This is a genomic window from Actinoplanes derwentensis (assembly GCF_900104725.1).
GTDB classification, from domain to species: Bacteria; Actinomycetota; Actinomycetes; order Mycobacteriales; family Micromonosporaceae; genus Actinoplanes; species Actinoplanes derwentensis.
The window spans coordinates 6672735-6688390 of sequence record NZ_LT629758.1; the positions used below are offsets into that span (position 1 = coordinate 6672735).

Genomic DNA, 15656 nt, shown 5'->3' on the forward strand with positions numbered 1-15656 from the left:
CGTCTACGGCGTGGTGTCGCCCAGCAGCGACACCCGGTAACCCGCGTCTCGCAGGGCGCTGATCAGCGCCGCCGAGTGCTCCGGGCCGCGGGTCTCGACCGACAGAGCCACCTCGACCTCGCCGAAACTCAGCCGCGGGCTCTGCCGCGAGTGGTTCACGTCCACGATGTTGGCCCGCTGCCCGGCGATCTCCCCCAGCACCCGGGTCAGCTCCCCCGGCCGGTCCACGCAGCGCACCGCCAGTCGCAGGAACCGGCCGGCCGACGCGAGCCCGTGCTCGATCACCCGCAGCAGCAGCATCGGGTCGATGTTGCCGCCGGACAGGATCGCCACCGCCGGCCCGTCCACCGGCACGTACGCCCCGGTCAGCAGCGCCGCCGTGGCCGCCGCCCCGGCCGGCTCGACCACCGTCTTGTGCCGTTCCAGCAGCACCAGCAGGGCCGCCGACAGATCCTCGTCATGCACCGTGACGATCTCGTCGACCAGTTTCTCGACGTGCGCGAACGTCAGGTCGCCGGGCCGCAGCACGGCGATCCCGTCGGCGATCGTGGCGCCGGACTCCAGCTTGCGGGGCGCCCCGGCGGCGAGCGAGGGCGGGAACGCCGCGGCACCGGCCGCCTGCACACCGACCACCCGGATGTCCGGCCGCAGCGCCTTGGCCGCCACCGCGATCCCGGACACCAGCCCACCGCCGCCGACCGCGGTCAGAATCGTCGTCGCCTCCGGGCACTGCTCCAGGATCTCCAGCGCGACCGTGCCCTGCCCGGCGATCACGTCGGCGTGGTCGAACGGGTGGATCAGCACCGCCCCGGTCTCCCGGGCGAAGTCGTGTGCCGCTTCCAGGGCGTCGTCGACGCTGGTCCCGGCGTACTCGACGGCCGCGCCGTACCCCTTCGTCGCGGTGACCTTCGGCAGCGGCGCCCCCTCCGGCATGAAGACCGTGGCCCGCGTCCCGACCAGGCCGGCGGCCAGCGCCACCCCCTGCGCGTGGTTGCCGGCGCTCGCCGCGACCACACCGCGGGCGCGCTCGGCGGCCGAGAGCCGCGAGATCCGGGTGTACGCCCCGCGCACCTTGTACGACCCGGCCCGCTGCTGGTTCTCACACTTGAGCCAGACCGGCACCCCGGTGATCTCACTGAGCGGCCGGGACGGGATCAGCGGTGTCCTCTTGGCCACCCCGGCCAGCAGGTCGCGGGCGGCCTCGACATCGGCGAGGGTGAGCAGATCGAGCGGAGTCCCAGCGGCGGTCATGGACACTGATCGTGCCACCCGGCGGCCGTCTCGGCCGTGGCGCCGGTTACACCAGCGCGTGCCGCTGCCAGGGGTTCGCCACCTCGAACTGGCCGGCTACCGAGAGCAGCAGCAACTCCGATCCGGGCGGGCCCACCAGCTGCACGGCGAGCGGCAGCCCGTCGGGCCGGGACCCGACCGGAACCACGATCGCGGGCAGCCCGGCATAGTTCCATGGCGCGGCGTACGGCGCATAGTTGGTGTTGGTCATCATGTTCTTGCGCCAGGAGGCCGAGGCGTACGCCCCCACCAGCGGCGGGGCACTCGCCAGCGCCGGCGTGAGCAGCAGGTCGATCGACTTGTCGGCGAAGAACTGGATGGACCGCTCCCGCCAGGCGTCCCGCTGCGACTGCCGGACCAGCCCGGCCTTCATCGCCGCCTTACCGAGCCGGATGTGCTGCCGGGTCCGCGGCTGCAGGCGGTCCACCGGCAGGCCCTCGGAATTCACGAACGCCCCGGCGAACCACGTCGCCAGCACGCCCAGCGCCACCCCGGTCGAATAGACGGGATCGGCCTTGACCGTGTCATGACCGGCGTCGACAAGAAGTTTCGACGCCCGGTTCACGGCCGATGCGTTCGGCTCGTCCGGTTTCACCCCGGCCACCGGGGAACGCAACGAGACCCCGATCCGCAGTTTCGCCGGTTCCACCAGTTTCATCGGGGACTGCCCGGCCAGCACCGAGAAGCCCAGGGCGGCGTCGGCCACCGTGGTGGCCAGCATGCCGTTCTCCACCAGGCCGAACCAGTCCTTGTCGCCGAAGTCGACCGGGACCACGCCCCGGCCCGGTTTGAGACCCACCAGGCCGCAGCAGGCCGCCGGGATGCGGAGCGAGCCGAGACCGTCGTTGCCCTGAGCGATCGGTACGAGCCCGGCCGCCACCGCCGCCGCCGAACCACCGGACGACCCGCCCGGGGTCCGCTCCAGATCCCACGGGTTACGAGCCGGCCCGTCCTCGTCGTCGGTGAGCGCCCAGAGTCCCATCTCGGGCATCCGGGTCACACCGACCACCACCGCGCCGGCTCCGCGCAGCCTGCGGACCACCTCGTGGTCCGCCTCGGCCACCTCAGGCGTCCGGGCCGCGGCCGAACCGTGCCAGGTCGGCAGCCCGGCGACCGCGGTGTTCTCCTTCACCGCCACCGGCACACCGGCCAGCGGCAGGTTGGCCAGGTCCTCCTGGTCGTCGACTTTCTCCGCTTCGGTGATCGCCTCGACGCCACGGACCACCCGGAACGCGCCGAGCGCCGGATCGGAGATGCTGATCTGCTCCAGATGGTCGGCGACGACCTGGGTGGCATTCGTGTCGCCGCGGCGCACCGCGCGGGCGATCTGTTTGGCGGTTGCTCCCACCCAGGTCGTCGTGTCCATCGCGCAGATTCTCCAGCGTCAGGCTATTTAACCGAGCGCCTGCTCGAGGTCGGAGAGCAGATCGTCAACGGTTTCGATGCCGACAGACAGTCGCACGAGATCGGCGGGAACTTCAAGCGCTGAGCCCGCAGCCGACAGATGTGTCATCTGTCCCGGGTGCTCGATCAGCGATTCGACACCACCGAGCGACTCGGCGAGCACGAAGAGCTTCGCCCGGTTGCAGATGGCGATCGCCTGCTCCGGACCGCCCGCGGCGCGGAACGAGACCATGCCGCCGAACCGGCTCATCTGCTTGGCCGCCACGTCGTGACCCGGATGGGTCTCCAGGCCCGGGTAGAGCACGCTCGACACCGCCGGGTGCTCCCGCAGGTAGCCGACGATCCGCTCGGCGTTGTCACAGTGCCGGTCCATGCGTACGCCAAGGGTCTTGATCCCCCGCAGCGTCAGCCACGCGTCGAAGGGACCGTTCACCGCGCCCATCGCGTTCTGGTGGAAGGCCAGTTCGTCGCCGAGCCCCGCGTCCGCGGTCACCAACGCGCCACCGACCACGTCCGAGTGACCACCCAGGTACTTGGTCGTCGAATGGATCACCACGTCGGCGCCCAGGGCCAACGGCTGCTGCAGGTACGGGGAGGCGAACGTGTTGTCCACGGCCAGCATCGCGTCGTACTCGTGGGCCAGCTCGGCCAGTTGCGCGATGTCGTTGACGTTCAGCAGCGGGTTGGTCGGTGTCTCGGACCAGATCATCCGGGTGTGCCCCGGGCGGAACGCGGCCCGCACCGAGTCGATGTCGTCCAGCGGAGCCGCCGTCCAGTCCAGGCCCCACTTCTCGGCGACCTTGCTGAACAGGCGGAACGTGCCGCCGTACGCGTCGTTCGGGATCACCACGTGGTCACCGGGGCGGCACACCGTACGCAGCAGGGTGTCCTCGGCCGCCAGGCCGCTCGCGAAGGCCAGACCACGCCGGCCGCCCTCGATCGCCGCCAGGCACTCCTGGAGCGCGTCCCGGGTCGGGTTGCCGGAGCGGCTGTACTCGTAACCCAGGCGTGGGGCGCCGACGGCGTCCTGGGCGTAGGTGCTGGTCTGGTAGATCGGCGGCACCACGGCACCGGTCCGCGGATCCGGTTCCTGACCGGCGTGGATGGCGAGGGTGTCGAACCCATAGTTGTTAGCCGTCATGTTGCGCAAGGCTAGTCTCACGGGATGGCGGACTGCGTCTTCTGCGGCATAGTGGCGGGATCGATCCCCGCTTTCCTGGTCGCGTCCTCGCCCGCCGGGGTCGCGTTCCTGGACATCCGCCCGGTCTTCAAGGGCCACGTCCTGGTCGTCCCCCGCGCGCACGTGGTCGAGCTCCAGGATCTAGACCCAGATCTTTTATCTAGCTATTTCCGATTTGTTCAGCTGCTGTCCGCCGCCGTTCCCACCGCCATGGGCGCACAGGGGACCTTCGTCGCGATGAACAACATCGTCTCGCAGTCCGTGCCGCACCTGCACACCCACGTGGTGCCGCGCACCAAGGGCGACGGCCTGCGAGGATTCTTCTGGCCGCGACGGAAGTACGACAGCGACGACGAGGCCGCGGCCGTCGCGGAGACCATTGGTAAGGAATACCTCCGCCTCAGCGTTACCGATAGCGGACGAAGGGAGTGACCGTGTTCCTGCGGTACAAGAAGCTAGACCTGCCCACCGCCGAGACCGCCCTGCCCGGCCGCGACACCGAGGTGCACGTCGCGGACACGCACACCGTGCTCGGCACCCCACTGAAGGGCCCGTGGCCGGCCGGCCTGGAGACCGCGGTCTTCGGGATGGGCTGTTTCTGGGGCGTGGAGCGCATCTTCTGGCAGCTGCCCGGTGTGTACTCCACCTCAGCCGGTTACGCCGGCGGGTTCACCAGGAACCCCAGCTACGAGGAGACCTGCTTCGGCACCACCGGCCACGCCGAGGTGGTCCAGGTCGTCTACGACCCCACGAAGATCAGCTACGAGGACCTGCTGAAGGCCTTCTGGGAGAACCACGACCCGACCCAGGGCATGCGCCAGGGCAACGACAGCGGCACGCAGTACCGTTCCGCGATCTACACCACCTCGGACGCCCAGGCGACCACGGCTACAGCGTCCCGAGACGCCTTCCAGCCGGTGGTGACGGCCGCCGGCCACGGCCAGATCACCACAGAGATCAAGCCCCTGACGGCGTACTACTTCGCCGAGGATTATCACCAGCAGTACCTAGACAAGAATCCCGGCGGTTATTGCAACCACGGCCCCACAGGGCTTAACTACTGTGCCCCTAATCTTGGGCTCAACAGCACGCCCTGATAGCGACGAACGCTCCGGCCGTTGGCCGGAGCGTTCCGCTGTCTCCTACAGGTCGCATTGGCCCACCGAGCACGGACGGCGGCAGTTGAGTGAGGCGTGCGACGGCGCCCTGATCACTAATCGGGCAGATAAACGTACTGGTCGTGGTCGATCATAATGTCGAGCCGAGCCAGTCGCTTCAGGGTGTCTGCCGTATACGTGATAGCAGCGGTGGAGACATGGATCCCCCCGTCCTCGGTGTCGCGCTCCCCGCTCATCTCGATGACTACGTTGATTCCGGCTCGTAACCCAAGGGCCGCACGTGCCTCGGCTATTCCTGTGGCATGAGGTTCGATCGCGTCCAACAGTTGGATGACGACTTCTTCGGTGAGATACGTGTGAATCCTGGCCACCTCGTACTTCCAACTACTGGATCGTCGCCGTCCGGCTGGTGCGTGCGGATGTAGGTCGCCACGTCGCCAGGTCTCGGTGGGCGGCAGTCCCATCAGCCGGGTGACGTGATCCGGGTCGAACGCCATCAGATTCTGCTCATCGATGCTGTACGGCGGCCCGCCTGGAACGTCCCGATGGAGGTACAAGTACGCCCGCTGCACGCAGTCTGCGGAGGGGCCAGTGAGTTGTTCATCTTTCGCCATCGACCCAGACGGTAGAACAAATCAGGCTGTTACGTCGCGGTGATTCGGTTCGAGATGGGCGTCCTTCCACCCCCGACGCGCTCTCTTTGACTACGCAGGGCGAGGCCACGTCTCGGCCCGGCGCCGGCGACAACACCAACGCCCGACCGGCGGCAGATCAGTGCGCCGTCACTTGCGCAGGTTCGGTGCACCTAAGTTCCATACGCATCTGTAAATCTCGAGCGGCGCGGGTGAGTCTTCCCCTGCAAGCTTGAGGATCTCGGTGGTATCACCAAAGGCTTCACCCAATACGATAGCCTTTAAAGATGAGGAGATTGGAACGTATGTCGGATTATCAAGCTCAAGTTCTGGAACATTGAAGCGAGTGTAAACGATTCGCGCTTCCCGTTCATGCTTCCAGGCAATGCTCTTTCTTAAAAAGAGATCTTTGATCGAATCCCTGTCAATACAATCGGCTAGTACCGCATGGAATTTGGCAAGGCTACCGAAGGTGCCGCTTATGGGAACATTTAAGGGCGAGTCCTTGTATTCGACATCGTCGATTGCTTGAACGTCGCCTGCCTTCAACGTTCCTATCGAGTCACAAAATGCCAGATACTCCGAGCCCAATGCCTCGCGATCAAAAACTAGGCACGCGCCCTTGTGGTGATCGGCGTAGTGCTCCCACATGGACGCACTGGCCCACCCGCGATGAAATAGTGTCTCATTTTGGGCGGGTATGGGAGATCGATCCATGCCAAACGACGCTATCCGGACCCCTCGGCGGAGAACGCGGTCGACCTCAGATTGCAGGATGGATTCAGTAAGGGGCGACCTTGCACGAAGCCTTCCTGGGCCAATAAGGTCACCGGCCCGCCACTCATGCGACTCGCGCGGGTCATTCATCGACGCGAAGGGCGCCAATCTAAGCGCCTTCTTATCCAGGGTTTTGACTGCACCCGAGCTGCCGACGTACCGATATACGTATTTTCTAGCATCAAATCCACTCGGACTTAGCAGCCAAGACTCTCGCCGGGCGGCTCGCGACACGCTGAGATCCTCTCGGGCGGCAAATGACTAGTTTCCGGCGAGTTCAGTCAGTCGTAGCATTTGATCTTGATGGGTCGGTGGGACAGGATGCCCGCCGTGCGCAACATGTTGACCCTGGTCGATCGTGAAGAGATCTCCCGTGGCTTGGCCGAGGGCCTGGAATTCAAGGAGATTGCCCGGCTGATCAGCCGGAACCCGTCGGTGGTCTCACGGGACGTGGCCCGCCACGGCGGCCGGGCGGAGTACCGGGCCGTGACTGCGGACCAGTCGGCGCTGACCGGTCGGTTGCGGCCGAAGGCGTACGCGGTCGACCGGTCACCACGGCTGCGGACGGTGGTCACGCAGCTGCTCAAGGGCGGCTGGTCGCCGGCGTCGATCGCGGGCCGGTTGCCGCGCGACTACCGCGACGATCAGGCTGTACGGGTGTCACACGAAGCGATCTACCAGTGGGTCTACGCCCAGCCGGTGTCCGCCCTGGCTCGGGAACTGCTGAAGCTGCGCACCGGCCGGACCGCCCGCCGTTCGGGCCCCCGCCCGGCCCCGGCCCCGCGGATCCGTGAGCCCCGCTACCTCGACGAACGCCCCGCCGAGGTCGAGGACCGGCAGGTGCCCGGCCACTGGGAAGGCGACCTCGTGATCGGCAAGGCCGGCAGGTCCGCAGTCGCGACCCTGGTCGAGCGGACCTCCCGGATGCTGGTCCTGGTCCCGTTGACCGGACGCGACGCGCTGACCGTCGGCGACGCGGTGATCGCCGCCGCCGGAACGCTGCCGCCACAGATCGCCCGCTCGCTGACCTGGGACTGCGGCTCCGAGATGGCCGGACACGCACGGATCACCGCCGCCGGGCTGCCGGTCTACTTCGCCCGCCCGCACTCACCATGGCAGCGCGGCAGCAACGAGAACGCGAACCGCATCCTGCGCGAGTACTTCCCGAAAGGCGTCCCGATCACATCAGATCCGAAATACCTGGCAATGGTGGCTTCCGAAATCAATGACCGACCCCGTAAGATCCACAATTGGAAGAAGCCCTCCGAGATATTCGCCGAACTCGTAGAGGCAAATGCTTCGACTGCCTGAATCTGCCTCCTTCTAGATGCTATCCACCGGGCATCGGAATTTCCCAAAAAACCGAATCCTCGAACTTACCGCAGAAGAATTTGAGTTGCTGGCAGCGAGATGGCGCGCACACTGTCATCGGCAGATGAGTGCGCCAGAGAAGGCGCACTGGCCTCGCGCATGTGCGCACTACGCGCACCGCCGGATCTCTATTCGGGTAACTGCATACTGCACCTACAGGGCTCAACTACTATGCCCCTCCGGAGAGCACCGGCACACTTCGCTCTGAGCGGGGGATGTAGTTCGTTGGCAGGTAGGAGGAGAACCTAAAGCCAGGCCGCACCTACCCACTTGATGCTCCTGTGCCCTTGATCTGTACGGGCTCGGTAGCAGCAAGAAGATCTTGTAGAGCGGCGTGGCGAAACTGGTAGACAGCGCCCGCTTGACGAAGAACCTGTTTCTCTAGAGCAGTCTGGAGCAACGGCATGAAACGAACGGTCACGCCACGCAGTGCCAAAAACCGCTCCATCCAGGCTAACTCGACCGCCGGACCCAACCCGAAAACGAACCCGGCAACGGAGCCGACGACCAGAGCGGCGATTGATCCGAATACTAGCCCGAAGGCGAACCCGGATAGAAGTCCGACAACCACTCCAGCTACAAGCCCGGAAAGAATACCGAAAATACCTCCAAGCGCGATCCCAAAGACGATGGCACGCTCCCGGTCCTCAGTGAATACGTCTCCAGGAGCTGCAGTCCTTGCGGCCGGAAGAGGTTGGCTCCAAAGACTGAGCAGGTCGTAGAGACTGGACGAGAGCCAGATGCCGATCCCGACCACGAGCCAGATCGCCACACCTCCGCCGAGACCTAGTCCGCGATTCACTATGAGCCCACCGCCAAGGCCTGCACCAAGGCCGTACCAAACACCCGTCACCATCATATTTCGGATCTCTTGACGGGTTGGCCTACGCAAGATGAGCGCTGCTGGATTCTTCCCGATGCCGCCTACCGGTCCGCCCACAAACAAGGCCGTAAGCCGGGCCACGCGGCCGATGGCGTTTCGCAACGTCTGCGAGTTCGGGTCGGCGTTGGCTATTAATTCACATATTTCCCACCAATGAATGTCGCGGTGACCACCAAGATTCTTGGCGATCCACGACAACCAGCGCACCGCCTGAGCCCGCTCGTCAGGATCGGGGTAGGCGACCGCCAGCGACCGAATCAGCAAGTGTTTCAGCAGTGCATCAGAGTTCGGATAGCCGAGCAAAGCCTGCGGAGTGGCGTCGGTGTGGGTGTAGATGTCGCGAGCCAAACCCAGCGCCAACGGGTTGCGCAGCGTACGCGACGTGACCCCGTCAGGGTGGCTGCGCATGTGGTCGGTGACCGTCTCCCACTCCGCGCGGCGGGCACCCGTCTGCTGAAACAGCAGAAACTCGCACGCATGCTCAAGGTCGACCGGCTGGACCTCGATCACCGCCGCATCCCACAACCGATGCAACTCGCTACCCGTCTGGTACTCGTCAGGCCGACTGGTCACCACCACCCGGACCACCCTTGACGCCGTCCGGTCGATCGCTTCCAACGCCGGACCCCGAACCCCGTCGGGCATCTCGTCCAGCCCGTCCAGGAACAACGCGATCCGGCCCGACCGCAACAACTCCGATGCAGTGCCAGGACCGGCATGCGCGGCGAGCCCCGGATAGTCCCGGTTCAACACCGACGCCGCATAGTCCAGCAACCCTGCCGCATCGGGATCCCAGCCACCCAACGTCAACCATGCCGGTACCGGCCCCAGCAGCGCCTCATCCGCCCCCTGCCCAGCGTCAGCCCGAGCAGCGAGCACATCGATGAGCAGCAGTAACATCGCCGTCGTCTTCCCCGCACCCGGACCACCCAAAATCACGATCCGGCCCGGAACCGGCAACACCTCATACAAATCCCGACGCAACTGCGACACCACCCGGTCGGACAGCAACGCCACAACGCTCTCATCACCGGCCACCTCCGACGGCGGCGCAGCCACGTCCGGCCCGGCCCACTGCCACGACACGCGCGCTGGCGCCGGCGTCGTAATCCGTCGCCTCTTCGCCTGCTCCCGCCAGTACGCCAGCGTCTCCCGCGCCAGATACCCCTCCGCGGCCAGCAACCCCTCCGCAGCCGCCGGGAGCTCCACCACCTCGGCCGCAGACTTCCTCGGCCAGACAGCCAACGCCGACACCGCGAAGGCCGCTAAGCCCGCGATCCCACCCACGACATTGGAATTCCCGACTAACCCAGCACCAGCAGCCCGACCAAAGAACATCCACACCAGAAGGCCACCACAGCCGGCCAGCATCACCACTGCCAACGACTTACGAACCACCCTCACAGCCGCCGATTATCCCCACCCGTAACCACCCACCCACAGCCGGCAACCAAGGGCACGCATGGGTAATTGCATACCGCACCTACGGGGCTCAATTACTGTGCCCCTCCGGAGTTCACCGACGCTAGTTCTTAAGGTTCGACCTTCAGGCCGGAAGATATGCAGGTCAGCAGCGCAGCATTGCTCTGCTGACCTGCATATCTGCGCCGCCGGCCTTACAGCAACGAGACAGGACCCAGCAGGCAGCCACGAGGGCGCAACGTTATCCGCCGTACCCGCATCACGTTGACGGCGGCAGGTCAATGCCGAGATAGATACTGCCGGCGATGGATGTGACCGGTAGCCTCTCACTAGCTACGCTCAGTCAAATCTCAACGTGGGAGCATCCGTGGCGGAACCAGCGGGCAGTATCGAGCTAATTCCTATCGAGAGCCAAACTAGGACTATTCAAACCTGCTTTCAACAATGCCTATATGAGGTCCCCAATTTTCAGCGCCCATACAGTTGGTCGTCAGACCAACTGGAGGACTACTGGCACGATGTGGTGTTGGCGCAAGGTGACTTTTTCTTCGGATCCACCGTGACATGGGTGAGCAAGAAGAGGGAGTTATTCAATGACACATATTCGATCATCGACGGGCAGCAGCGGCTAACTACAAGTGCAATTATACTTTCGGTAATTCGAGACGCCCTCCTCGACCTGAGCAAGACAACTGCGGGAACCCACGGAGTTTCAAGTCCCGCCAAAAGCCAAGCAGATGCCACGCAGAAGTATCTCATTGTTGCCGACGACGACGGCGAAGAGCACCGGGTCTTACACCGCCCGGAGAACATGTTCTACGAACATATTCAACAACCGGATGCGATTCCTTCCGGCGTTAAGTGGAACGCAAGCGCCGAGCGCATCGGAGAAGCGCGAAAGTTCTTCGAGAAGAAGATCATCGACACGCTCAAGGATCGCTCGCTAGACGATCGGCTTGAACGTTTGAAATTGATTCGATCAAACGTCCTGAAGGCGCGGGTAATTCAGGTTGAGCTAGCCTCAGAGGAGGATGGGTTCCTAATCTTCGAGACCCTCAATACCCGAGGTGCCGATCTCCTGCTTTCCGATCTAGTGAAGAACATGCTAGTTCGGAGCGGAGCGAAGAATGCGCTTGACCGCGACGCCATCGCTACCCGCTGGGAGCGCATCGTTGACAGCGTGCAAGAGGGCCGCATAAATCCAGACGTCGATCGATTCATCTGGCAGTCATGGAACTCTCGCCGTGTCGCGGTCACTGAGCCAGAACTGTTCAAGAAGATTAGTAATTCAGTAGCATCAGGCGCGACAAAAACTTTATCCTACTTAAAAGAACTGGAAGTGGATGCCTCTACATACCGGTGGTTAGAAACGGAACACGTCCGGACTGAGCTCGCGAAACACGACGAACGTAACGCTCTCGCTGTGCCAGAGTTCGTTGACAGCGTACGCGCACTCGCAATATTTAAGGTTTCGGTGGCAAATTCGGCCATTCTTGCCACCGCACGGAAGTACCAAGAGACGAAGCTCTTGAGCAGAGGTCAGCTCATTGAGGTTCTGCGCCTGCTAGAGAACTTCCACTTTCAATTTACGGCACTGACGAGCAGCAGTTCCACCGGCGGGACACGGCGGCGCTATAACAAGTTTGCCGTTACGCTCGAAAATGCGAATACTAAGCAGGAAGTTGCGGATGCAATCCACGATTTAAAGGAGAAACTTCGAGCAGGCCTCCCTAATCGTGATCCCGCCATTTCAGCCTTCAGAGGGATCTTTTATGCCCCTAAGTTACCCTTGAGCGAAGCGCAAAAGCTGCGAGCACGAAAGATGTTTGTTGCTTACGTTCTGATGACCTTCGCAAAGTGGCACAAGATACTGCCGGCGGGACAGAATCTCGAATCGTGGTCTATTGAGCACATAAAGCCGCAATCCCAGGGCACCGAATATTGGCAAGATTCCGTATATTCAATTGGAAATCTCACCCTTCTAACGAAAGCCTTGAATAGCGAACTGGGAGACGCCAAGCTACCTTTAAAGCTGGCCGCACTCCGAAAGGGAAGCGCCTATTTCGATCCAGATCTGGAATCCTGGTCAGCTGATGTAGTTGATTTTCCGTCGGAGGCACAGATCGCAACTCGCGGCCTTAACCTGGCCCAAGAAGCGCTAGAAAACGTTTGGAGCCTCTAGTCGAGGGCTTGCATAATAGGCCTAGCCTTTGCACTGGCCATGCCCTTGAACGACGAACGCCCCGACCGATCCGGTCGGGGCGTTTCGCGCTTCTCCTAATAAGCTAAGCAGCACTCCGGATGCCGCTTTCGCGCCGTGCCCGGACCCGCGTCGCCGGTTCATCGACTAACTTGAATAGAACCGCCATCCGTCCGAGAACCTCGGCGTCCTCGATCTTTGGGGGCAAACCCTGCTCTGCCCTTGATCGCGCCACGGCGGCTCGGATCGCCTCCAGGTCGGCAGGCACACGGACAACCGGGGTCACACTTCCCGCGTCGACAAGCGCAAGTCGCAACAGCAACAGCCTTCCCATCGAATCCGCTATTTCAAAGCCTGAGAACCACACTGAGCCAAGATCTCTAGCGACCCGGCGACAGCGCTGAAACAGCAGCACAGCTCCCTGTTTCAGCGCTGTGGCCTGATCAGGGCCAGAGTTCGGCCGTCCCCCGGTCGTCTCCCTCGTTCTCGCCGGTCAGGGCATGTTGGGGGACACCGGGGACAGGAGGGACACCGGGGACGCGGTACCGGCCGCCGGTATCGGCGGCGAGTTGCCCATCGGCGAGCATCCGCTGACAGGTCCGCTTGACGTTGTCGTAGCTGAGTCCGACCCCAGTGGCGATGACCTTGGGTGTGCTGCCGGGAGCTGTGCGAAGAAACCGCAGGATGGTCGCGCGGGTCTCGCCTATCTGGTGGTCCTCGGCGGGGCCGTCGAGCATCTGCCATGCGCCGAGGTCGGCGTTGAAGTTAAGCGCGTATTCGGCTTCGTCGACGTCGCGGCCGGTGATGTGGAGGATGCCGTCGCCCTGGTTGCGTGCTCGTTTGAGGACGAGGGTCGCGTCGGCGGCTCCGGCGAGGCCGTTGGTGCCGGAAACCTCGGTGAGAAAGTCGTCGGATCCGGCCTTGCGGACGTGGTGGACCAGCACGAATGCGACGCCGTAGTCGTCGGCGACTTTCTTCGCCCGGCCGACGGCGGCGTAGTCGGCGTCGTAGGCGGATGCGCCGGGTGCGGAGTTACCGCGTAGCTTGGCGAATACGTCGATGATGACCATTCGTGCCGTGGGGTTGCGGTCGAGCCACGCGGCGATGGCCTGGTCGCCGCCCTGGGGTAGCGGTGGGCATTCGGTGGCGAGGGTGAGTCCGGCCGGGGCCTTGCGCTGGCCGAGGACCTTGCCCAGCCGGTTTTGCAGGCGGCGGGCGGTGTCCTCCAGGGCGAGGTAGAGCACCGGCCCCGGATCGACCGGGATCGAGCCGAACGCCTTGCCACCGAGAGCGACGTCGACACCAAGGCCGAGCGACATCCAGGACTTGCCGACCTTGGGCGGCCCGCACAGCAGGTTCACGCCTTCGGACAGCACGCCGGGCACGGCCCACTTCGGCGGGGCGAACTCCATGGCCATGATGTCGGCGGCGGTCCATGAGGTGCGGATCCGGGCGGGCCGGTCCTGGTCGCCCGCCAGGACTTCGGCGGCGTCGTCCGGACCGGCGACGTGCAGGTTCGGGCGGTCGGGCCGATCGGCCGGCGCGGCGCTCATGCGGCCACCGTCCGAGGGCGGCGGGCACCGGCGGCGAGCCCGGACCGGATCGTGCGCAGCGTCTCGAACCGGGAGAGCCCGATCGACAGCGCCGTCTCTTCGAGCAGGGCGGCGGCCTGGTCGACGGGCAGCGCTCCCCCAGCGGCGAGCTGGCCAAGGGCGATCGCGGAGACGTAGAGGGTGTGATTGCGTTCGCCCTCCGCGGACCGGCGCAGGATGTCGAGCTGCCCGTTGATGGCGGCGTCCAGGTAGGCACCGGTTCTGCCGGTCGGCAGGTCGATGACGACCGGGCGTTGTGGTGGCAGCGCGGGCGGGGCGAGCCGTTCGGCGAGCCAATTCGGCAGGTCGGCGACCGGCAGGTCACGGGCGACCGTGTACGGGCGGCCCGCGACGGTGCTCCCGGCCGCGACGACGTAGCCGCCGTGGGCGCGGGTGTCGACTAGCCAGCCGAGGCCGTTGCCGCGCTCCCCGGCCGTGTTGCGTAGCGCCGGACCGTCGGCTGGGTGCCGGAAGTACAGGTGCGTACCGCCCCGGCCGGTGGTCACGGTGTACGTGTCGACCGGGACCGGCTGTCCAGCGGCCTCACACAGCGCGGCGAACACCTCGGCCCCGTGCCGGGCCTCCGGGTACGGGCAGCCGGTCGGCGGGGTCTGGTCGGGCTTGCAGGCGTCCAGGTCGACGACGACCAGCCCGGACGGCCCGCAGGCGATCCCGTTGCCGTACGGAGTCGCGGACCAGCCGCGCCGGATCCGGTCGGGGTCGACGGTGGCGCGGGCCTCCCAGCCGGTGTGGCCGTCGCGGCAGCGCGGGTCACGGCCGGTGCAAGCGTCGGCGGGGTGTTCGGGGAACGCGGGCCGCTTGTCGTCGGACCGGAGCGGGAAGACGTGCCAGCCGCGCCGGGCGGCGGCGAGGGCAGCCTCGCGCAGGTTCTCGGTGTCGGGCATGGGGTTCGGCCTCCGGGTGTCGGGTGTGGACGGGTGGGCCTTGCGGTGCTGTTCGAGGGCGCACGCGGCGCAGAATCGGGCCTTCTCCCACCGGGCGATCTGCAACAGCGAGCCGGACAGGGTGTCCTCGGGGGCGATGGCCTGTTCGCAGATGTGCGGGTAAAGGCCGTTGGCCGGTACGAACCGGCCGAGGGCCTTGCTCGCGCCGATCCAGTGCTCGCCGCTCATGTCACGGGGTCTTCCGGTCGAGCGCGGGCCGCCCGGCCCGGCCTCGCAACGCGGGCGGCCGGATCGCGGCGATGGCGGCCAGCAGTTCCCGGCACAGGTGCAGCGCGGTCCCGAGCTGGCGGCGGGCGGTGTCCTCGGTCCGGGAGAGCGGGACGCGGATGCGGATCTCGGCGTAGTCGACCTCGGCGACCCGGACGCGGGTCATGACGGCCCGGCCGCCGATCGGCCCGTCGGCGATGAACTCCGGCGACCGGTGTACGTCGATGCCGCAGCGGTGATCGCGGGCGCACCAGTCGGTATGCGGCGTCTCGGCCCGGTGGAATCGGGCCATCGTGCGGGCGGTCATCGGGCGTCCCGGCGGCGGCGGGCGAACTGGTTGTAGATCCAGCGCCCGGCCCGCAGGCGGCGGCCGGTGCCGTCGCAGCGGCGGCAGAGGCGGAACGCGCGACCGGACGGGCTCCGGCGTTTGCCGGTGCCGTCGCACTTGCGGTGGGACTTGAACGGCCAGATCCAGCACGCGATGACGTAACCAACGGTGATGGCGATCAGGGCTAGGGTGAGGGTGATAGCGGCGGTGAGCTGGGGGTCCACAACAGCCTCCGGGGCCTGTTTTTGGGTGCACGGTGCCGTGAGCTGCTATCCGCTAGCGGGCAG

General features: G+C 65.3%; 14 protein-coding genes. 4 read left to right on the forward strand and 10 right to left on the reverse strand.

From position 1 onward, the window contains the following. Positions 1-3 precede the first annotated feature (3 nt). The 3 genes from ilvA to BLU81_RS29200 are packed head-to-tail and all read right to left on the reverse strand — an operon-like array spanning position 4 to position 3835. Positions 4-1251: a threonine ammonia-lyase gene (ilvA, locus tag BLU81_RS29190; RefSeq protein WP_092548285.1), complete on the reverse strand. Its 1248-nt coding sequence runs from the start codon at positions 1249-1251 to the stop codon at positions 4-6. 46 nt (positions 1252-1297) lie between these two features. Beyond that, positions 1298-2656, reverse strand: coding sequence for an amidase (locus BLU81_RS29195; RefSeq protein WP_092548288.1), 1359 nt, complete (start codon positions 2654-2656; stop codon positions 1298-1300). A gap of 27 nt (positions 2657-2683) precedes the next feature. Continuing rightward, positions 2684-3835 carry a cystathionine gamma-synthase gene (locus BLU81_RS29200; RefSeq protein WP_092548291.1) on the reverse strand — a complete coding sequence of 384 codons (1152 nt, stop codon included), beginning with the start codon at positions 3833-3835 and terminating at the stop codon, positions 2684-2686. A gap of 24 nt (positions 3836-3859) precedes the next feature. Between BLU81_RS29200 and BLU81_RS29205 the strand changes: the two genes are divergently transcribed. Next, complete coding sequence (locus tag BLU81_RS29205) at positions 3860-4306, forward strand: HIT family protein (protein WP_092548294.1); 447 nt, start codon at positions 3860-3862, stop codon at positions 4304-4306. Positions 4307-4308: 2 nt separating this feature from the next. After that, the gene (gene msrA / locus BLU81_RS29210; protein WP_092557810.1) at positions 4309-4971 is read left to right on the forward strand and encodes a peptide-methionine (S)-S-oxide reductase MsrA; all 663 of its coding nucleotides are present in this window, start codon (positions 4309-4311) and stop codon (positions 4969-4971) included. A gap of 116 nt (positions 4972-5087) precedes the next feature. On the opposite strand, the gene BLU81_RS29215 is transcribed toward msrA, so the two are convergent. After that, a complete protein-coding gene (locus tag BLU81_RS29215; protein WP_092548297.1) occupies positions 5088-5606 on the reverse strand; it encodes a DUF4279 domain-containing protein in 519 nt (172 codons plus the stop codon). A 168-nt stretch (positions 5607-5774) separates the two neighbouring features. Continuing rightward, entirely contained in the window at positions 5775-6275 is a 501-nt protein-coding gene (locus tag BLU81_RS29220; RefSeq protein ID WP_157751833.1) for a DUF2971 domain-containing protein, read from the reverse strand. Positions 6276-6740: 465 nt separating this feature from the next. Here BLU81_RS29220 and BLU81_RS29225 point away from each other — a divergent pair, with 465 nt between their 5' ends. Next, positions 6741-7712, forward strand: a complete 972-nt coding sequence (locus BLU81_RS29225; RefSeq protein WP_231954769.1) for an IS30 family transposase — start codon at positions 6741-6743, stop codon at positions 7710-7712. A gap of 322 nt (positions 7713-8034) precedes the next feature. Here the strand turns inward: BLU81_RS29225 and BLU81_RS29230 are convergent, their stop codons facing one another. After that, positions 8035-10059 carry an NACHT domain-containing protein gene (locus BLU81_RS29230; protein ID WP_172890646.1) on the reverse strand — a complete coding sequence of 675 codons (2025 nt, stop codon included), beginning with the start codon at positions 10057-10059 and terminating at the stop codon, positions 8035-8037. 385 nt (positions 10060-10444) lie between these two features. Between BLU81_RS29230 and BLU81_RS29235 the strand changes: the two genes are divergently transcribed. Then, on the forward strand, positions 10445-12259 hold the full coding sequence (locus BLU81_RS29235) for a DUF262 domain-containing protein (RefSeq protein ID WP_092548306.1): 1815 nt from the start codon (positions 10445-10447) through the stop codon (positions 12257-12259). Positions 12260-12720: 461 nt separating this feature from the next. On the opposite strand, the gene BLU81_RS29240 is transcribed toward BLU81_RS29235, so the two are convergent. The 4 genes from BLU81_RS29240 to BLU81_RS29255 are packed head-to-tail and all read right to left on the reverse strand — an operon-like array spanning position 12721 to position 15593. Further along, positions 12721-13830: an AAA family ATPase gene (locus tag BLU81_RS29240; RefSeq protein WP_092548309.1), complete on the reverse strand. Its 1110-nt coding sequence runs from the start codon at positions 13828-13830 to the stop codon at positions 12721-12723. Continuing rightward, positions 13827-15002: a bifunctional DNA primase/polymerase gene (locus BLU81_RS29245; RefSeq protein ID WP_092548312.1), complete on the reverse strand. Its 1176-nt coding sequence runs from the start codon at positions 15000-15002 to the stop codon at positions 13827-13829. Before BLU81_RS29245 ends, BLU81_RS29240 begins: the two co-directional genes overlap by 4 nt. Position 15003: 1 nt before the next feature. Continuing rightward, the gene (locus BLU81_RS29250) at positions 15004-15348 is read right to left on the reverse strand and encodes a hypothetical protein (RefSeq protein ID WP_092548315.1); all 345 of its coding nucleotides are present in this window, start codon (positions 15346-15348) and stop codon (positions 15004-15006) included. Beyond that, entirely contained in the window at positions 15345-15593 is a 249-nt protein-coding gene (locus BLU81_RS29255) for a hypothetical protein (RefSeq protein WP_092548319.1), read from the reverse strand. Before BLU81_RS29255 ends, BLU81_RS29250 begins: the two co-directional genes overlap by 4 nt. Positions 15594-15656: the final 63 nt, after the last annotated feature.